This is a genomic window from Thermohahella caldifontis (assembly GCF_041153465.1).
Classification (GTDB): Bacteria; Pseudomonadota; Gammaproteobacteria; order Pseudomonadales; family Oleiphilaceae; genus Thermohahella; species Thermohahella caldifontis.
Window position 1 is genome coordinate 686,178 of sequence record NZ_CP154858.1, and the last position, 17,717, is coordinate 703,894.

Here is a 17,717-nt window from a genome sequence, read left to right on the forward strand (position 1 = left end):
AGGGGAGGGTCGGCGTGGCCTTCCCCTTTTGCTTTTCGTGCATCAGGACTGCAGCTCGGCCAGATTCCTGAAGTGATCCAGTGCTTCCGGGTTGGCGAGGGCGTCCGTATTACCCGGCGCTTCACCATGAATGAGGCGCTTGACGGCCAGCTCGCTGATTTTTCCGCTCAGTGTTCGGGGAATATCCGGCACAGCGATGATTTTTGCGGGCACATGCCGGACGGATGCCTGTTCCCGGATACGTGCACGGATTCGGGATTGCAGTTCCTCCGTCAAGCTCACCCCGTCGCGCAAGCGAACGAACAACACAATCCTCTCGTCATCCTGCCAGCGCTGCCCCACGACCAACGCTTCCAGGACTTCATCAAAGGTTTCCACCTGTCTGTATATTTCCGCCGTGCCGATACGAACACCTCCGGGGTTCAGGGTGGCATCCGAACGACCATGGATGATGACACCGGTTTGTTCGGGCAGTTCACCTGAGGCCGGATGAAAACTCAGTTCGCCGAAATCACCATGAGCCCAGACGCCGGGAAAACGCTCGAAATAAGCACCCCGGTACTTGCACTGATCCGGGTCATTCCAGAATCCGACCGGCATGGACGGGAACGGCTGTCGGCAGACCAGCTCGCCCCGCGTCCCTGGGGGAACCGGCTGGCCGGCATCATCATAAAACGCCACGTCCATTCCCAGCCCGATGCATTGAAGCTCGCCCCGATAGACCGGGAGGATGGGGTTACCCAACGCAAAACAGCTGACGATATCTGTGCCACCCGATATGGAGCTGACACACACATCCGGTTTGATGTGCTGATACAGGTAATCAAAGGTCTCATGGGCCAATGGCGAGCCGGTGGAAAGCAGTGTCCGCAAGTGGGGCAGGGCATTCGGCGTTTCCCGGAAGGATACGCCGGCCTTGTCACAGCCGGCATAGAATTTTGCCCCGGCACCCAGCGCGACCAGCTCTTCCTGTTCGGCAATCTCCCAGAGACGGCGGGCATCGGGCGCGAAGGGCGAGCCGTCATAGAGGACAGGAACCGCCTGAAGTGCCAGCGCACTCACCAGCCAGTTCCACATCATCCAGCCGCAGGTGGTGTAGAACAGTATCCGGTCGCCGGCTCTGAGATTGGTGTGCAGCCCCAGCTCCTTGACGTGCTGAAGCAAGGTTCCCCCGGTGCCGTGCACGATGCACTTGGGTTTTCCGGTGGTGCCGCTGGAATACAGGATGTACAGGGGGTGGTTGAAGGGAACACGTTCAAAAGCGGGCTTGTGCTGACCGGCCACCGCGTGTTCCCAGCCAATAACAGGGCAGGAAAATGCGGAGGGATCCCAGCTATCACCTTCATAGTGGTACGGAATCACTGCGGACAGGGAAGGCAGGGCCCGGGAAACGGCCAGGACCTTGTCCCGACAGTCGTGGATCTTGCCCGCATAGCGATAGCCATTGACGGCAATCAATACCCGGGGCTCAATCTGTGTGAACCGATCCAGAATGCCTGACAGCCCGAATTCGGGAGAGCAGCTGCTCCATACTGCACCAATGGAGGTGGTCGCCAGCATGCCAATAACCGCTTCAATCCGGTTGGCGGTGATGGCGGCCACCCGATCGCCTGCCTGAACGCCCAGTTCACGAAGCTGATGGGCCAGATTGCCAACCTGTTGTCGCAGCTCTGCCCGGGTGAGTGTTCTGCGCTCGCCGTTTTCGGCATGTTCGATCAGGGCCAGCGCCTGGTCATTGCCCTGAAGCAGGTTTTCGGCAAAACTGAGGCGGGCATTGGGAAACCAGCGGGCACCGGGCATGGCGTCTGGATTCTCAAGAACGGGCCCCTGTGAAAAATCACCCTGCACGTTGAAATAGGTGACCAGGCTGTGCCAGAACGCTTCCTTGTGTTCGACAGACCAGCGATGCAGCGCACTCCAGTCCTGACAAGTAACCTGAAGATTATCCTGCAACCATCTGATATAGGATGAGATCACTGCGCTTTTCTTCTGCGCTTCAGAAGGGACCCACAGTGGTTGAGTCGTCATGCCTCGCCCTCCTTGAGTGTCATGGTGTTGTAATGTGCCAGGCCCGCTCTGGCCGTATAAGGCCGTCCCAGGTGCTGGGATATCCAGTGGCCGGTTTCTGCCAGGCGGTCCATGTCGAGTCCGGTGTCATAGCCATTTTTTTCCAGAAGATAGACCACGTCTTCGGTGGCGACATTGCCACTGGCACCGCGGGCATAAGGACAGCCGCCCAGACCGGCTATGGACGTATCAAAACGTGTAATGCCCAGATCCAGACAGCGGTCGATGGCGGAAACCGCCTGACCGCGGGTATCGTGCAGGTGCAAAGCGATCTGTCCGGTGCCGGTTACCTTGAGCACCTGTTCAATCCGTTGTGCAATCTGTCTGGCGGTACCCACGCCGATGGTATCGCCCAGGGATACCTCGACACAGCCTATGTCCAGGAGCGCCTCCGTCACCCGGATGACCGCTTCGGCATTGGTCGGGCCTTCATAGGGACAAGCCATGAGACAGGAGACATAGCCTCTGACCGCCATGCCCGCGTCCAGTGCTCGCGCCACGACCGCGCGAAACCGGCTGAGGCTCTCATCAATCGTGCAGTTGATATTGCGCTGGCAGAAGGTGTCACTGGCTGCGGTGAAGATGGCGATGGTCTCCACGGGGTGGGCCAGTGCGCGTTCCAGTCCCTTTTCATTCGGCACCAGGGCAATCTTGTTGAAGTGACGCCGGGCCAGTGCGTCAATAACGTGCTCCGTGCCGGCCATCTGCGGCACCCATTGAGGTGAAACGAAGCTGCCCACTTCAATATCGTGCAGTCCCGCATCGTTCAGGTGTTCGACAAGCTGAATGCGTGTCGCCGCATCCAGAGGTGTCCTTTCATTCTGAAGACCGTCACGGGGGCCGACTTCAATCAGTGTGATGTCGCTCATGAGGCATCCTCTGATCCGGTATGCTCAGTGTACTCGAAGAGTCGCTGACCTTCCTGTACCTGATCCCCCTCGTTCACGAGAATGCGCTTCAGTGTGCCATCCCGGGAGACCCTGACCGGATGCTCCATCTTCATCGCCTCCATCACCATGACCGTATCTCCGGATTTCAGTCGCTGTCCGGGTTTTGCGAGCACCTTCACCACAGCACCTGTCATGGGCGCAAGATTGTCAGAACCGCCTTCGCTCCCGGCGGGATCGTAGGCATCCGGCTCGAGCAGGGTAAAGGTGGCCAGAGGCGGGCTGTATATGACCAACCGGCCGGACGGGCAGGCGTAGCGGATCTGTATGGTCTGGCCATTTTCAAGGCGTATCGCGGCCTGACCGTGTCGGTCACCCGGCAGCAGTTCGAAGGTGAATGTGCCGCATTCCGAATGTGCTTCCACCCGCGAACCAGCCATCCGGACCGCCAGGTGCAGGCGTCTTTCACCCTGCAGCAGCGTCAGATATTGCTCGTATACGGGCATGACGCTGCGAAAAGCCCACTGGCGACTGACCGGATCCAGCCTGAGGCGTGCCTCGTGCAACCACGCCGCCAGCGCCTGGCTGACGACTTCGGGTTCCGAAGGTTCGCCACCGGGTTTCACTCGCTCACATAACCGTGTATCCAGTCTGGCATCACGAAAATCTTCATGGGCAAGTATCTGCAACAGGTACGACACATTGGTCTGAACACCATCGATGCGTGAATGGGCCAGCGCCTGATACAGGTTGCCCAGTGCAGCGTCCCGCGAGGGTGCCGATGCGATCACCTTGGCCAGCATGGGGTCAAAGTGAGGGGTGATTTCCAGGCCCTCACGCAAGGCATGATCGATACGCAACCCCGGCACGGTGTCAGGCCACTCCAGTGCGGTCAGCCGGCCGGTGGCGGGCAGAAATCCCTTTTCGGGCTGTTCGGCGTAGATGCGGGCTTCAATGGCGTGGCCCGTGGCACGTATATCGCTTTGCGAAAACGGCAGCGGCTGGTCATCGGCGATGCGCAACTGCCATTCCACCAGATCGAGCCCGTACACGGCCTCGGTAACCGGATGTTCGACCTGAAGGCGCGTATTGACCTCCATGAAATAGAAGTTGCCATTCGGTGCAAGCAGGAATTCCACCGTGCCGGCATTGCGATAGTCCAGTGCTTTGGCACAGCGAACGGCCGCATCGCCCATGGCCTGACGAGTCGCATCATCCAATCCCGGCGCGGGGGCCTCTTCGAGAATCTTCTGATGCCGCCGCTGCACGGAGCAGTCCCGGTCGCCCACATAAAGTGCCTTGCCGAAATGGTCGCACAGCAGCTGAACTTCCACATGCCGGGCAACAGGCAGGTACTTTTCCAGCAGTACGTGGTCGGACCCGAAGGCACTCAGCGCTTCCCGCTTTGCACTGGCCAGGGCATCGGGGAAATCCGCCTCGGACCCGGCCACTTTCATCCCTTTTCCACCCCCGCCGGCGCTGGCCTTGATCAGTACGGGGAACCCCATCCGGCGTGCTTCGTCCAGCAATCGTGCAGCCGTCTGATCATCACCGTGATAGCCGGGCACGGTGGGAACACCGGCAGCTTCCATTTCTGCCTTGGCCCTGGACTTGTCACCCATGCGGGATATGGCTTCCGGCGCTGGCCCGACGAAGCGTATTCCGCGCTCACGGACGCTACGTGCAAAGCCCGCATTTTCGGAGAGAAATCCATAACCGGGGTGCAGCGCATCCGCATCCGCCATTGTGGCCACTCTCAGGATGTCATCCTGATTCAGATACGCTCTGACCGGTGGGCTGCCTTCCACATGCCAGGCTTCATCTGCCGCCAGAACATGGGGCGCATCCGCATCCTGACCGGAGTGGATGGTGATGGTATGAATGCCCAGTTGTCTCGCGGTACGGATGATGCGCACGGCGATTTCACCGCGATTGGCCACCAACAGCCGTTTGATATGCTTCATGGGCGGGCCCTCCACGCCGGGGCACGCTTTTCCAGAAAGGCGTTCAGCCCTTCCTGCGCTTCTGTGCTGGCACGGCGCTCGGCAATCGCTCTTGCCGTCAGTGCCTGAATCCGGTGATCCGGGGTGGTGCCGGAAACGTCCCGGATCAGTTGCTTGCAGTGCCTGACCGCTGACGGGGCGTTTTCCGTCAGGGTGCGCAGCATCCGGTTACAAGCCTCATCCAGCCTGTCAGGTTCCGTGACATCGTGAATCAGCCCGAGTTGCCTGGCCACTGTGGCCGGTATCTCTTCAGCACTCAGCATGAAGCGTCTGGCCTGTCGAGCGCCCATGGCACGAATGACGTAAGGGCTGATCACGGCGGGAATGAGTCCGAGCCTGACTTCGCTCAGGCACAGCCGTGCGCTGGTGTCAGCCAGTACAATATCGGCGCAGGCGATCAGGCCGACTGCGCCGCCATAGGCAGCCCCGGTCACGCGGCAGACAACCGGGACAGGGCAGGTATCCACTGCGTCCATCAGGTCTGCGAGGCGTTCGGCATCGCGGATATTTTCCGCTTCGGTGGCGGCACCCAGGCGTTTCATCCATGCCAGATCCGCACCCGCGGAGAAATGCTTGCCCTTGCCATACAGCAACACTGCCCGGGTATCTGCCGGCAGATTACGAAAGGCCTCCGTCAGATTGCGTATGACGTGCTCGTCGAAGGCATTGCGCTTGTCAGCGCGGTCAATACCAATGCGGACAATATGGTTTTCTGTATCCGTTGCGATCATGGTCACATCCTGAAGACGCCGAAGTGAGTGGGTTCCGCAGGGGCGTTGAGCGCAGCCTGCAATCCAAGTGCAAGCACCATCCGGGTATCTGCCGGATCAATGATGCCGTCATCCCAGAGGCGGGCGGTGGCATACCAGGGGTCGGACTGGCGTTCGAACTGTTCCAGAATCGGACGCCGGATGGTTTCGGCTTCCGCTTCGGTCAAGGCGGTGCCCTTCCGGGCGGCCGCGTCCTGACGCACCTGTACCATGACGCCTGCAGCCTGTTCTGCCCCCATCACGGCAATCCGTGCATTGGGCCACATCCAGAGAAATCTGGGGTTGTATGCGCGTCCGCACATGCCATAGTTGCCGGCACCATAGCTCCCGCCGACAATGACCGTGAACTTCGGCACGTTGGCACAGGCAACGGCGTGAACCAGTTTGGCGCCATGCTTGGCGATACCTTCCGCTTCGTATTTCGAGCCCACCATGAAACCCGTGATATTCTGGAGAAAGATCAGCGGGATGTTGCGCTGACAGCAGAGTTCCACAAAGTGTGCGCCCTTGAGGGCGGATTCGGAAAACAGAATGCCGTTGTTGGCGACGATCCCGACCTGAACACCTTCAATGGCGGCAAAGCCACAGATCAGGGTTTTGCCGTATTCGGCCTTGAACTCGTCCAGCTCCGATGCGTCCACAATCCGCGCGATGACCTCCCGCATGTCGAAGGGTGTCTTGGGTGACTCGGGCACGATGCCCCGCAACTCTTCCGCCGGATAGGCAGGCGCAGGCCCGCCGGGCAATCCGGGTGAAGGATTGCCATTGAGACGCCTGACCGCATCTCGCGCACGCTGCAAGGCCTGAAACTCATCCCGCGCGTAATGATCGGCGACACCGGAAACCCTGCAGTGCACATCCGCTCCTCCCAGGTCTTCGGCCGAAACGGTCTCGCCCGTTGCCGCCTTGACGAGCGGGGGGCCGGCCAGGAAGATGGAGCTCTGATGGGCCACCATGATGGCTTCATCCGCCATGGCCGGCACATAGGCCCCGCCTGCCGTGCACAGCCCGAGTACGACGGCAATCTGTGGAATGCCCTGTGCGGACATTCTTGCCTGGCGGTAAAAGATGTGTCCGAAATCTTCCTTGTCGGGGAAGACTTCATCCTGACGGGGCAGGTTGGCGCCCCCGGAGTCCACGAGGTAGATGCAGGGCAGACGGTTCTGTTCGGCAATGGTCTGAGCCCGGATATGCTTCTTGACCGTCAGCGGGTAGTAGGTACCGCCCTTGACCGTGAAGTCATTGGCCACCACCATGCAATCCCGGCCATGAACCTTGCCGATCCCCGCGATGATACCTGCACCGGGCACATAATCGTCATAGACGTTCCAGGCTGCCTGTGGTGCAACTTCCAGAAAGGGCGATCCCGGGTCCAGCAGTCTCGATATACGCTCCCTCGGGGACAGCTTGCCGCGTTCCCGATAGCGCTGCTGAACAGCTTCGCCACCGCCAAGACGTACCTTGTCCATTCGCTCCCGCCATTGGGCAAGCAACCCGGACATCCATTCCTGCCGCCTCCGGAAATCGTCGGAACGGCTATCCAGTGTACTGATGAGCTTCATGGCTACCCCGGCGAATCAGGTGGTTTCGTTGAACAGTTCCCGCGCAATGAGCATGCGGCGGATTTCGGATGTGCCGGCGCCGATTTCATAGAGCTTGGCATCGCGGAGCAGTCGTCCCGTCGGGAAGTCATTGATATACCCGTTGCCGCCAAGGATCTGGATGGCATCCAGAGCCATCTGGGTGGCTTTTTCCGCACAGAACAGGATGACCCCGGCTGCATCCTTTCGCGTGGTCTCGCCACGGTCACAGGAAGCGGCTACGGCGTAGAGGTAGGCGCGGGAGGCATTCAGGTGAGTGTACATGTCGGCCAGCTTGCCCTGAATGAGCTGAAACTGCCCGATGGGCTGGCCGAACTGCTTGCGCTCGTGAACATAAGGAAGCACCACGTCCAGGCAGGCCTGCATGATGCCGACAGGTCCGCCTGACAAAACCACGCGCTCGTAATCCAGGCCGCTCATCAGTACCCGAACCCCCTGGTTCAGCCCCCCAGTATGTTTTCCTCGGGGACTTCACAGTCTTCGAAGATGAGCTCGCAGGTATTGGAGCCGCGCATGCCCAGCTTGTCCAGTTTGGGCCCGCGGGAAAAGCCCTTGAAATCCCGCTCGACGATGAATGCCGTAATCCCGTGTGCAGCACGCTCCGGATCCGTTTTCGCATAGATCACGTAGGTGTCCGCATCGGGACCATTGGTGATCCACATCTTGCTGCCGTTCAGGATGTAACGATCCCCTTTTTCACCGCTCTGAGGGTCATGGAAACCACATCACTGCCGGCATTGGGTTCTGACATGGCCAGGGCGCCAACGTGCTCCCCGGACACCAGTTTGGGCAGATAACGCGCCTTTTGCGCTTCGTTGCCGTTCCGGTAGATCTGGTTGACGCACAGATTGGAGTGCGCACCATAACTCAGGCCGATGGAGGCGGAGGCCCTGCTGATTTCCTCCATGGCCAGCACATGTGCCAGATAGCCGAGACCGCTGCCACCATAGGCCTCGCTGACCGTAATCCCCAACAACCCCATCTCTCCCAGGCGTTTCCAGATGTGCATGGGGAAGGCATTTTCCCTGTCCACATCGGCTGCAATGGGCGCAAGTTCCGACTGGGCAAAGTTGCGGACCTGATCCTGAAGCATGGTCAGGGTTTCATCAAAACCAAACTGAAGAGTGGGGTATTGGGGTGCCATATTCCGACCTCGTATCTCGTTTAATGTTGTGATTGTTCTGACGGGGTGCTTTGGGCGCGCCTGAGCGCCTCAAGGCAGCGTTCTTCGGCGGCATCCAGTTCGGTTTGCATGAGACGGATATCGGCCAGTTGCTGCTCGAGAATGGCGCGGCGTTCCTGAATCTTTTCCAGCATGCGCTGAAGCTGGGTGATGTTGCCATGTGCCGGATCATAAAGGCCGATGAGTTCCCTGGATTCGGCAAGGGTCAGTCCCAATCGCTTGCCTCGCAGGATGAGCTTGAGGTTGACCCTGTCCTTGTCCGTATAAATGCGTTTCTGACCTTCCCGGCGAGGGTTCAGCAGACCTTCCGCTTCATAGAAACGAATGGTCCGCGTGGTGACATCAAATTCCCGCGCAAGATCACTGATGGTATAGGTGCGTTTGCTCAACCGTGCATGCTCCCGTTCATGGCATTTCAGGCAGTATATGTTTACGTTAACGTAAACGTCAATATAGACCAAATGCCGAAAGCACTGGAGCAATTCCGCCGATGGCAGGGTTCGGGGCAACCGATGACCGATCTGGCAGATTTACGGATCCATCAGCGGTGCAGATGATCAAAATGGCAGGGAAAGGCTGGAGTTCTGCAACTGGCTGGCCAGTCGCTTCCGGAAGAACACCCATTCATTCAGGCGCTCCGGAGTCGATACGGGGCTGCCCTGGGTTTTCTGGCGTGCAAGCCAGAGTCCGGAACCATTGAAACTGTAGATGGGATAGAGATCCTTGCGCTCCCCCGCAGGTTTGATCTCCGGAATCAGATTATCCAGAATCAACGGTTCGGCACCGGGGGTGGGGTAGTAGGCCAGCACCATGTGCGCCTGGTTGAGTGTGAGCGCCTTGACGTAGGTGACGCGCAATTTTTCATCTGCCACGCCCAGCTGTCTGAGCGTGAAATATTTGGCCAGTGCAAAATCTTCGCAGTCACCTCCGTTGGTGCTCAGGAACTCGACGGGGGTGGCCCAATAATCCGCACGCCCCCAATGCTCGATATCCGAGACGAAGCGGGCGCGATTGAAAAACCGGTTGACCTTGTCCAGCTTGTCCTGATCGGAAAGCGTTTGCGGCAGGTTCAGGAGCCTTTCCCAGTACAACAGCCGGAGACGGGCCTTGTCACCATACTCCTTGGTAACGGCGTTCAGAAGACTGTCAGACAGCTGGAAGGCACCGGCCGCCAGCACACAGATCACCAGCGCCATGACCCGGGTGAACGCAGTGACCGGGAAACCACCTGAATATTGCACACACGACTCCGGCTGCATCGTTTACAGATGCAGTATAGATCATCCGGCTGGTTTACTGCTGACTTTGTGCGCGAATCTGTTCCCGCAGTTGCTGAAGTTTGGCCCGGATTTCTTCCCGGCGCGCTTCGTCAATAACCGGTGCCGAATACATGGGTACTTCTGCGGTGCCTTGAGAGAAATCCGGATCGGATGCTTCCTCCGGGACCTGTTCATCATTGCTTCCGCTGAACCCGGAGTCTTCATCGTCACCGAAATCAGCGGCATCCGGTGCCACAGCGGTAACTTCGAAACCGCCTGAAGTTTCCGAGGTTTCCGGGAACCTCAACACTTCCAGTTTGCCTTTCCGGTCAAGCACGACGCTGTCTTCACGCACATCCTTGAGTAGGGCACCACCGGTGACGGTTTCCCCGAGTCTGTAAAATTCGGTACGGCCATCGGGCCCGTCAATCAGCGCACCTTCCTCACGGCCGTCGGAGCCATCTGCTACCCCTCGCAGGGTAAGCCGAAGACGGGTTTCGGGCAGATCCTCAGGAATGGATTTTTCCGGTGTTACCGCCTGCGGCTCTCCGAACAAGTGAACCCTGGCAATCGCCTCTCCCTCAACAGTCCGTGCAGCCGGTGGTTGTATCATCCGTACCGGCGGCGGATTCTGCCAGCTACCCAGCTGTTTCCAAGCTGTCCAGCCCTGGAAACCAAGCCAGGCCAGCATTGCCACCAGCAGGATTGCTGCTGTGCGTTTTGGGGAAAAAACATTCAGAATCCCGGATGCCACCTGAATCACGCCATAAAAGTGTCCATAATGAGCGAACGTTAATGGATTTTGATCGTACAGGGAAGTATTTTGAAAATAAGGTGTTAGCTGTGCCACACTTTCCGCGAGGATCGTCCGGTTGGGGGAGTGACAAGCCCGGGCTACTGGTGCAGCATGACGTATTCGATATTCCATTGCTTCAGGTGAATGTATATGCAGTCTCGGAACCCGGCCAACACAGCGCGGTTACCATTTGCCTTTGCACGCCGCCAGGGTGTTTTTCTTCGTCAGGAGGATGAAGGGCACGCCATTGTGTACAGGCACAATGCGCCGGTTACTGCCTTCATGGAAGCTCAGCGGCTGGCCGGCAAGCCGGGCAAACTGAGAATGGTGGACCCGGACACCTTCGACCATGAACTGAATCAGGCCTATCAGAGCGACGGTGCGGATGCCATGCAAATCGCAGAGGGTATCACCGATGAACTGGACCTCAACAGCCTTGCCAACTCGGTTCCTGAGACGGAGGATCTTCTGGAGCAGGAGGATGACGCTCCGATCATCCGGCTGATCAATGCCATTCTCTCGCAAGCGGTCAAGGTCGGTGCTTCCGATATTCATATCGAAACCTTCGAACAGGAATTGGTGGTGCGTTACCGTGTGGATGGCGTGCTCAGGGAAGTCGTCAAGCCCAAACGCACGCTGGCGCCGCTGCTGGTCAGTCGTATCAAGGTGATGTCCAAGCTGGATATTGCGGAAAAGCGCATTCCCCAGGATGGCCGCATTTCGCTCAGAGTCGCTGGCAAGGAAGTGGATATTCGTGTTTCCACCATGCCCAGCGCCAGCGGCGAGCGTATCGTCATGCGTCTGCTCGAGAAACAGGCCGGCCGTCTCAGACTCGAATCGCTGGGCATGTGCGAACGGGATTTGCAGGCTATGAAGCGTCTGATACACCGGCCGCATGGCATCATACTGGTTACCGGTCCGACCGGATCGGGGAAAACCACCACCTTGTATTCCGCTATCAGCGAAATCAATGACCGTTCACGCAACATTCTGACGGTCGAGGACCCGATCGAATATCATCTGCCCGGAATCGGACAGACACAGGTCAATACCAAAGTAGGCATGACCTTCGCCAAGGGGCTCAGAGCCATTCTGCGTCAGGACCCGGACGTTGTCATGATCGGTGAGATCCGCGACCTGGAAACCGCCGAAATCGCCGTCCAGGCCAGTCTTACCGGACACCTTGTGCTGTCAACACTGCATACGAATACTGCCGTGGGTGCTGTCACGCGCCTCGTGGACATGGGCATCGAACCCTTCCTGATTTCTTCAAGCCTGATCGGGGTGCTCGCACAACGACTTGTCCGCGTGCTTTGTCCCGCGTGCAAGGAAGCCTATCAGCCGGATGCGGAAGTCTGCCATTTTCTGGGTGCGGACCCGAAGGCGCCGCCCACCATCTACCGGGCAGCGGGATGTGAAGAGTGTAACCAGCTTGGCTACCGGGGCCGGCTGGGTATCTATGAAATCATTGAAGTGGACGATACCCTTCGGCAGCTCATTCACAAGCAGGCTGGTGAACTGGAACTGGAGACAGCCGCCAGACAGAAGTCGCCTTCCATCCATGCTGATGGCGTGGACAAGATCCTCAAGGGCATGACCTCTGTAGAGGAAGTGCTGCGCGTCACACACAGGGACTGATATGCCTGCATTCGAATACACGGCGCTTGATCAGCGGGGCAAGACGCGAAAGGGTGTACTGGAAGCCGACAGCGCCCGTCAGGCGCGCGCCCAGCTCAGGGAGCAGCAATTATCACCGATCGAAGTCAACCAGGCGAAGGAAAAGGCAGACAAAGGGCAGTTCAGCTTCCGCCGCAAAAGCCTTTCTGCAACGGATCTGGCCATAGTGACCCGACAGCTTGCGACCCTTGTGCAGTCCGGCATTCCGATCGAGGAAGCACTGGGGGCCATAGCGCGCCAGTCGGAAAAGCCCAAGGTCCGTACGATCATGATGGCGGTGCGCTCGAAGGTATTGGAGGGTTACCCGCTTGCAGACAGCATGGCCAGCTTCCCTTCCGCATTTCCGGAGATGTATCGCGCCACTGTGGCTGCCGGCGAACATTCGGGGCATCTGGACCTGGTGCTCAACAGACTGGCGGACTATACCGAACAAAGGCAGGCTGCAAGGAACAAGATCCAGCTCGCAGCCATCTATCCGATCATACTCACCTTTGTGGCCATTGCCATTGTGACATTTCTGCTTGGTTATGTGGTTCCGGATATCATCAAGGTCTTTGTTCAGCAGGGGCAGGACCTGCCTCCGCTCACTCAGGCCATACTGGTACTGAGTCGTTGGGTCACGGATTACGGACTGATCGCCCTGGTGCTCATCATTGCAGGCCTGATCGGCTTCCGCATCGCCATGCGTCAGGATAATTTTCGTTATCAGGTGCACCATTTCCTGCTGGTGGCTCCGGTCATAGGCAGATTTGTCAGGGGCGCCAATACAGCCCGCTTCGCCAGTACTCTGGCCATTCTGAACAGTAGTGGCGTACCGCTGGTGGAAGCCATGAAAATTGCAGGCGAAGTCCTCAGCAACATTTGCCTGAAGGATGCGCTGGCCGCCGCGACCCAGAGTGTCAGAGAAGGCGGGACGCTGCATGCAGCACTGGAACAGACCGGATATTTTCCTCCTTTGATGCTGCACATGATTGCCAGCGGTGAGGCTTCAGGTGAACTGGATCAGATGCTGGAGCGGACAGCTCACGCTCAGGAGACGGAACTCCAGGGCATCATTGCCACGCTGGTCGGGCTTTTCGAGCCGCTCATGCTGCTGGTGATGGGCGGGGTTGTCCTGGTCATTGTTCTGGCCATCATGCTACCCATTCTCAACATGAGCAATCTTGTCAACTAATTAACCATTACATGAAAAAAGGCTGTTAAGAGTATGATTAGAAAGCAAACTGGTTTTACGCTGATTGAAATCATGGTGGTCATGGTGATCCTGGGGCTGCTCATAGCGGCGGTCGCTCCCAACATCCTCGGGCGAGCGGATCAGGCCAAAGTCACCATTGCCAAATCCGATATCCGCAATCTGTCCAATGCGCTGGACATGTACAAGCTGGACAATTTCAGTTACCCCAGCACGGATCAGGGGCTTGAAGCACTGGTCAAGAAACCCTCGGGATTCCCGGAAGCCAAGAACTGGAATCCCAATGGCTACATCAAGAGCCTGCCCAAGGATCCCTGGGGCAATCCCTACCAGTACCTGAGTCCGGGTACACATGGGCCTTATGATCTCTATTCTCTGGGATCTGACGGCAAGGAAGGCGGCGAAGGCGACGCGGCTGACATCGGCAACTGGAATCTGGATCAGTAACACAGTGCGGTCACGTGGTTTCACGCTCATTGAGCTTCTGGTCGTCCTCGTCATTATTGGTCTGATGGCGGGGGCGGTCTCGCTGGTAGTGGGCGGCAACCGTGAAAGGCGTTTGCTGGATCAGGAAGCCGAAAGGCTGGTATCGGTGATCAACCTGGCGCGGGATGAAAGCATCTTCGAGGGCAAGGTATTCGGTTTTGCTGTAGAGGATGAACGCTATCTGTTCCGGATGCTCAATGATGAGGCAACCCAGTGGACGGAACCTGACCTGAGCGCCCTTCGCCCACATTCCATACCCGAGTGGATGAGTCTGACCCTGAAAAATGACGAAGTGGCCTTCAGACTGAAAAAGGAGGAGAAGCAGGGCAGCGAAACAGCTTTTGAGCCACAGGTCATTCTCACGCCGTCGGGTGAATACACGCCGTTTGAAGCCGAACTGAGCCTGAAGGCTGAGGAGACGACAAGGATCGTCATTCGCGGAGACGGTTTCAATAATGTGGAACGGCAAATGGATGAGACCGCAGATGCGCACTAAACGAATTGCCGGCTTCACGCTCATCGAGGTTCTGGTGGCCTTGCTGATTTTCGGTCTGGTGGCTGCCACGGTCCTGAAGAGCACTTCATCATCGGTTCAACGGCATGAAAGTCTTGAAGAGCGCTCACTGGCGGCCTGGATAGCTGCCAACGCCATCACCGAATTGCGCTTGCAATCCAGGCTGAGTCCCGGCAGAAGAGGAGAGGACCTGACCTTTGCCGGCCGTCAGTGGAAGGTCGTACGTGAGGTGATTGCGACACCCAACCCCTGGGTCAAGGAAATACGCATCACGGTGCAAAGGGTCGAAGAAGGACTTGAACCACGACAGGTGGCTGTTGTGACCGGCTATGGTGGTACCCACTGATGAAGCGCCAGGAAGGTTTTACACTGCTGGAGGTGCTGCTGGCTGTCGGGATTACCGCGCTGATCGGCGTGGGTGCCTATTACCTTTTTGATCAGGCAGTTCGTGCTGAAAAAGCCATGAAGGCCCGCACGGCAGAATTTTCAGCACTTCAGCGAACCGTTTCCTATCTGGAAGACGATTTGATGCAGGCCGTGCCCCGTCCTGTACGCGGAGAGTATGGCGAAACACTGTTTGCCCTGACGTCGCGCAACATCCTGTACCCGGTGGAGCTGACCCGGACCGGATGGAGCAATTTTGCGGGCGGGCGGCGCAGTGAACTTCAGCGTGTCGCCTATCAGGTCAAGGATGGTGTGCTATACCGGCTCTACTGGCGAGTACTGGATCGTGCTCAGGATACCCTGCCAAGAGAACAGGCACTGCTCAAGTCAGTCGGTCAGCTCCGCTTCCGCTTCATGGATGCCGAGGGCGCCTGGCATGATGACTGGCCGAGCCTGGAAATGATGCAGGCTGCCGGCAATACGGAAAACGATGTCGCTCTGATGCCGCGGGCAGTTGAGTTTACGTTGGAAACAGGCAGGTTCGGCACCATCAGACGCATTCTGGAGCTTGCCCAACCGGATCCCGGAGACGAGGACGCTGCAAGCAGTTCAGTTCCCGGGGGCAACCCGTCAGATAACAATTCCGGAGCAGGCGCGTGAACAGACAAAGCGGGATGGCGCTCATCCTGGTCCTGCTGATCACCGCACTGGTCACCATTGTTGCGGTGAATATGGAAAGCCGTACGGCTTTGACCATCAAGCGCACGGCCCATCATATTTTCAGGGAGCAAGGTCGTCATCTGGCGTACGCCGCAGAGAGCTATGCCAGAGAGATTCTTTATGCGGATTGGGAAAAGGATAATCGTGAAAAAAGCATGGTGGATACACTGGATGAACCTTGGGGTGCTGCGGCCATCCGGATTCCACTTGCCGCCTGGGCGGGTCTTGAGGGGCAACTTGACGACATGCAGGGCCGTTTCAATATCAATTCGCTGGTCACCCGTAAGGACGGCAAAACGACCGTAAACCTTCAGGCGCTCAATCAGTTCAAAAGATTATTGAACATTCTTAATGTATCTCCTGAGCTCAATGCCGAAAAATTTGTGGACTGGATGGACGATGATGAAGAGATCTACCAGTTCCGTGGTGCAGAAGATGAGACCTACCTGCTCAAATCGCCACCCTACCGTGCGGCAAACCAGCCCTTCAACGACATCAGTGAATTGTGGCTTATCGACGGGATGACTGAAGAGGATTTCAAAAAGCTTGAACCCGTGATCAGTGTGCTCCCCACATCCACGCTGAAAATCAACGTCAACACTGCCTCCCGGGAAGTGCTGGAGAGTCTGAACGAAGGCATTGATGCGGCCAGGGCTGAGGCACTGATCGAGGCGCGGAAAGCGGACAAGGGCTTCAAGGACGTACAATCCTTTCTCGCCCGAGACGAACTGGCAGGTCTGGGCATCAAGGAAACCGGCCTCACAGTCAAAAGTGATTACTTTCGTGCCCGGATCAAGGTACATTTTGATGATCGCATCATCCGACTGGAATCACTGATTCACCGTGACGGGCAAGGTAAAATGCAAACTGTCAGGCGTGATTTCGGAAAGCGTTTTAACATTGATAAAAAAGCCGTGGACGTACAATGAGGCAACGCCATGCTACTTGAACTTGTGGTCAGGCCTGGGCCTGAAGACACTTGGCAATGGCTTCTGGCCAGCGCCGACCTGAAGGATATGGAAACAGGTGAGGGAAGCCAGGAAGCACTTGAACAGGCCTTGCTTCACTATGCTGATACACGTATCAGGGTGCACATTCTCCTGCCGGCAGAGCAGGTTGTCGCACTCTTGCCTGTTGTCCCGGCTCGCCAGACACGCCTTTATGAACGCATTATTCCCAATCTGGTTGAAGATGATCTGGGCGAAGAGATAGAGCGTTGCCATTTTGCCTGGGGCAAACGGCAAGAGGGTAATCGTGTACCTGTACGTGTCGTGTCACGAAGCATTATGGACGCGTGGACAGACTGGGCCGGTAACAACGGCCTGCTGCTGCAGGGCATCTGGAGTGAGGCGGATATCTTGCCAACGGCCGACAATCTGGTTTCTCTGGTGTCAGATGGAGATCGAATTCTCTTCAGACATCCGAGGGGCCTGTGCGGAGCGTTACCCCGTGAAGGCATCAATCTGCTGGATACGTTGTTCAGTGATCCACCCGGTTTGACGGCACAACTTTATCACCCGAAGGACGAAGATGTCGGTGTAACGATCGCGCAGCTGGAACAAACCGGGTTACAGCGTGTCGAATCTCAACCTTATGGATCTCTCTTTGAGTGGTTGGGCACACGTTTACTCAATGGGGCAGAGCAATCAATCAATCTCTGCACAGGCCCCTATCAGCCGCGGGAGACTGATTCACAGAAGCATCTCAAGGCATGGTGGCCTGTTGCGGCAGTTTTATTGCTGGGGCTGACGCTGGGAACCGGGCTCAACGTTGCAGAAGGGTTGTATTATCAAAAACAGGCTGAACACTATCGGAGCCAACAAGTGGCACTTTACAGACAGTGGTTCCCGGGGGCGCGGGTACTGGCAAGCCCACGCAAACAGCTGGCCTCCAAGTTACAACAGTTGTCCGGCTCTGGCCAGGAAGGCGTCTTTCTGCAAGCCTTGCATGACACGGCCATGCGTATCAGACAGAATGGCCAGGGAAAAATTTCTGTTCGCAGCTTGCAGTTCACACAAGAGAAAGGCGAGTTGGCAGTAGAAGTTCGGGCACCGGCGCTGGCTGACCTGGAGTCTGTTCGTGAGGCACTCTCCAAGGCCGGTTATCAGGTGGATATTGGTTCTGCCGTTCGGGAGGCCGACGGTGTACGCAGCCGGCTGCGAATCAGGAGATCATGAA

The 17,717-nt window shown here is 57.5% G+C and carries 16 protein-coding genes and 1 pseudogene; 8 read left to right on the forward strand and 9 right to left on the reverse strand.

Annotated features, from left to right (window positions below):
• Positions 1 to 42 precede the first annotated feature (42 nt).
• From AAIA72_RS03315 to AAIA72_RS03355, 9 genes and pseudogenes are all read right to left on the reverse strand, one after another.
• Positions 43 to 2,028 carry an acetoacetate--CoA ligase gene (locus AAIA72_RS03315; RefSeq protein ID WP_369602028.1) on the reverse strand — a complete coding sequence of 662 codons (1,986 nt, stop codon included), beginning with the start codon at positions 2,026 to 2,028 and terminating at the stop codon, positions 43 to 45.
• Positions 2,025 to 2,936, reverse strand: a complete 912-nt coding sequence (locus AAIA72_RS03320; protein ID WP_369602029.1) for a hydroxymethylglutaryl-CoA lyase — start codon at positions 2,934 to 2,936, stop codon at positions 2,025 to 2,027. Before AAIA72_RS03320 ends, AAIA72_RS03315 begins: the two co-directional genes overlap by 4 nt.
• Positions 2,933 to 4,918: a biotin carboxylase N-terminal domain-containing protein gene (locus tag AAIA72_RS03325; protein ID WP_369602030.1), complete on the reverse strand. Its 1,986-nt coding sequence runs from the start codon at positions 4,916 to 4,918 to the stop codon at positions 2,933 to 2,935. Before AAIA72_RS03325 ends, AAIA72_RS03320 begins: the two co-directional genes overlap by 4 nt.
• Positions 4,915 to 5,688 (reverse strand): enoyl-CoA hydratase-related protein, encoded by a 774-nt coding sequence (locus AAIA72_RS03330; RefSeq protein ID WP_369602031.1) that lies wholly within the window; start codon positions 5,686 to 5,688, stop codon positions 4,915 to 4,917. The genes AAIA72_RS03325 and AAIA72_RS03330 overlap by 4 nt, the downstream gene beginning before the upstream one ends.
• A gap of 2 nt (positions 5,689 to 5,690) precedes the next feature.
• Positions 5,691 to 7,289 (reverse strand): carboxyl transferase domain-containing protein, encoded by a 1,599-nt coding sequence (locus AAIA72_RS03335; protein WP_369602032.1) that lies wholly within the window; start codon positions 7,287 to 7,289, stop codon positions 5,691 to 5,693.
• Between the two features lie 15 nt (positions 7,290 to 7,304).
• Positions 7,305 to 8,472 (reverse strand): annotated as a pseudogene (locus AAIA72_RS03340) (isovaleryl-CoA dehydrogenase).
• A gap of 20 nt (positions 8,473 to 8,492) precedes the next feature.
• Positions 8,493 to 8,900: a MerR family DNA-binding transcriptional regulator gene (locus tag AAIA72_RS03345; protein ID WP_369602033.1), complete on the reverse strand. Its 408-nt coding sequence runs from the start codon at positions 8,898 to 8,900 to the stop codon at positions 8,493 to 8,495.
• 168 nt (positions 8,901 to 9,068) lie between these two features.
• Positions 9,069 to 9,752, reverse strand: a complete 684-nt coding sequence (locus tag AAIA72_RS03350) for a transglutaminase-like cysteine peptidase (protein ID WP_369602034.1) — start codon at positions 9,750 to 9,752, stop codon at positions 9,069 to 9,071.
• Positions 9,753 to 9,804: 52 nt separating this feature from the next.
• Positions 9,805 to 10,698 (reverse strand): type II secretion system protein N, encoded by an 894-nt coding sequence (locus AAIA72_RS03355; protein WP_369602035.1) that lies wholly within the window; start codon positions 10,696 to 10,698, stop codon positions 9,805 to 9,807.
• A gap of 18 nt (positions 10,699 to 10,716) precedes the next feature.
• On the opposite strand from AAIA72_RS03355, the gene gspE reads away from it, so the two are divergent.
• Genes gspE through gspL form a run of 8 tightly spaced genes read left to right on the forward strand, consistent with a single transcriptional unit; the run spans position 10,717 to position 17,716 of the window.
• Positions 10,717 to 12,204, forward strand: coding sequence for a type II secretion system ATPase GspE (gene gspE / locus AAIA72_RS03360; protein WP_369602036.1), 1,488 nt, complete (start codon positions 10,717 to 10,719; stop codon positions 12,202 to 12,204).
• 1 nt (position 12,205) lies between these two features.
• Positions 12,206 to 13,417: a type II secretion system inner membrane protein GspF gene (gspF, locus tag AAIA72_RS03365; RefSeq protein WP_369602037.1), complete on the forward strand. Its 1,212-nt coding sequence runs from the start codon at positions 12,206 to 12,208 to the stop codon at positions 13,415 to 13,417.
• 33 nt (positions 13,418 to 13,450) lie between these two features.
• Positions 13,451 to 13,882, forward strand: a complete 432-nt coding sequence (gene gspG / locus AAIA72_RS03370; protein WP_369602038.1) for a type II secretion system major pseudopilin GspG — start codon at positions 13,451 to 13,453, stop codon at positions 13,880 to 13,882.
• A 4-nt stretch (positions 13,883 to 13,886) separates the two neighbouring features.
• A complete protein-coding gene (gene gspH / locus AAIA72_RS03375) occupies positions 13,887 to 14,417 on the forward strand; it encodes a type II secretion system minor pseudopilin GspH (protein WP_369602039.1) in 531 nt (176 codons plus the stop codon).
• A complete protein-coding gene (gene gspI / locus AAIA72_RS03380) occupies positions 14,407 to 14,781 on the forward strand; it encodes a type II secretion system minor pseudopilin GspI (RefSeq protein ID WP_369602040.1) in 375 nt (124 codons plus the stop codon). The genes gspH and gspI overlap by 11 nt, the downstream gene beginning before the upstream one ends.
• Entirely contained in the window at positions 14,781 to 15,479 is a 699-nt protein-coding gene (gene gspJ / locus AAIA72_RS03385; protein WP_369602041.1) for a type II secretion system minor pseudopilin GspJ, read from the forward strand. Before gspI ends, gspJ begins: the two co-directional genes overlap by 1 nt.
• A gap of 14 nt (positions 15,480 to 15,493) precedes the next feature.
• The gene (gene gspK / locus AAIA72_RS03390) at positions 15,494 to 16,468 is read left to right on the forward strand and encodes a type II secretion system minor pseudopilin GspK (protein WP_369602042.1); all 975 of its coding nucleotides are present in this window, start codon (positions 15,494 to 15,496) and stop codon (positions 16,466 to 16,468) included.
• A 9-nt stretch (positions 16,469 to 16,477) separates the two neighbouring features.
• Positions 16,478 to 17,716 carry a type II secretion system protein GspL gene (gene gspL / locus AAIA72_RS03395; protein WP_369602043.1) on the forward strand — a complete coding sequence of 413 codons (1,239 nt, stop codon included), beginning with the start codon at positions 16,478 to 16,480 and terminating at the stop codon, positions 17,714 to 17,716.
• Position 17,717: the final 1 nt, after the last annotated feature.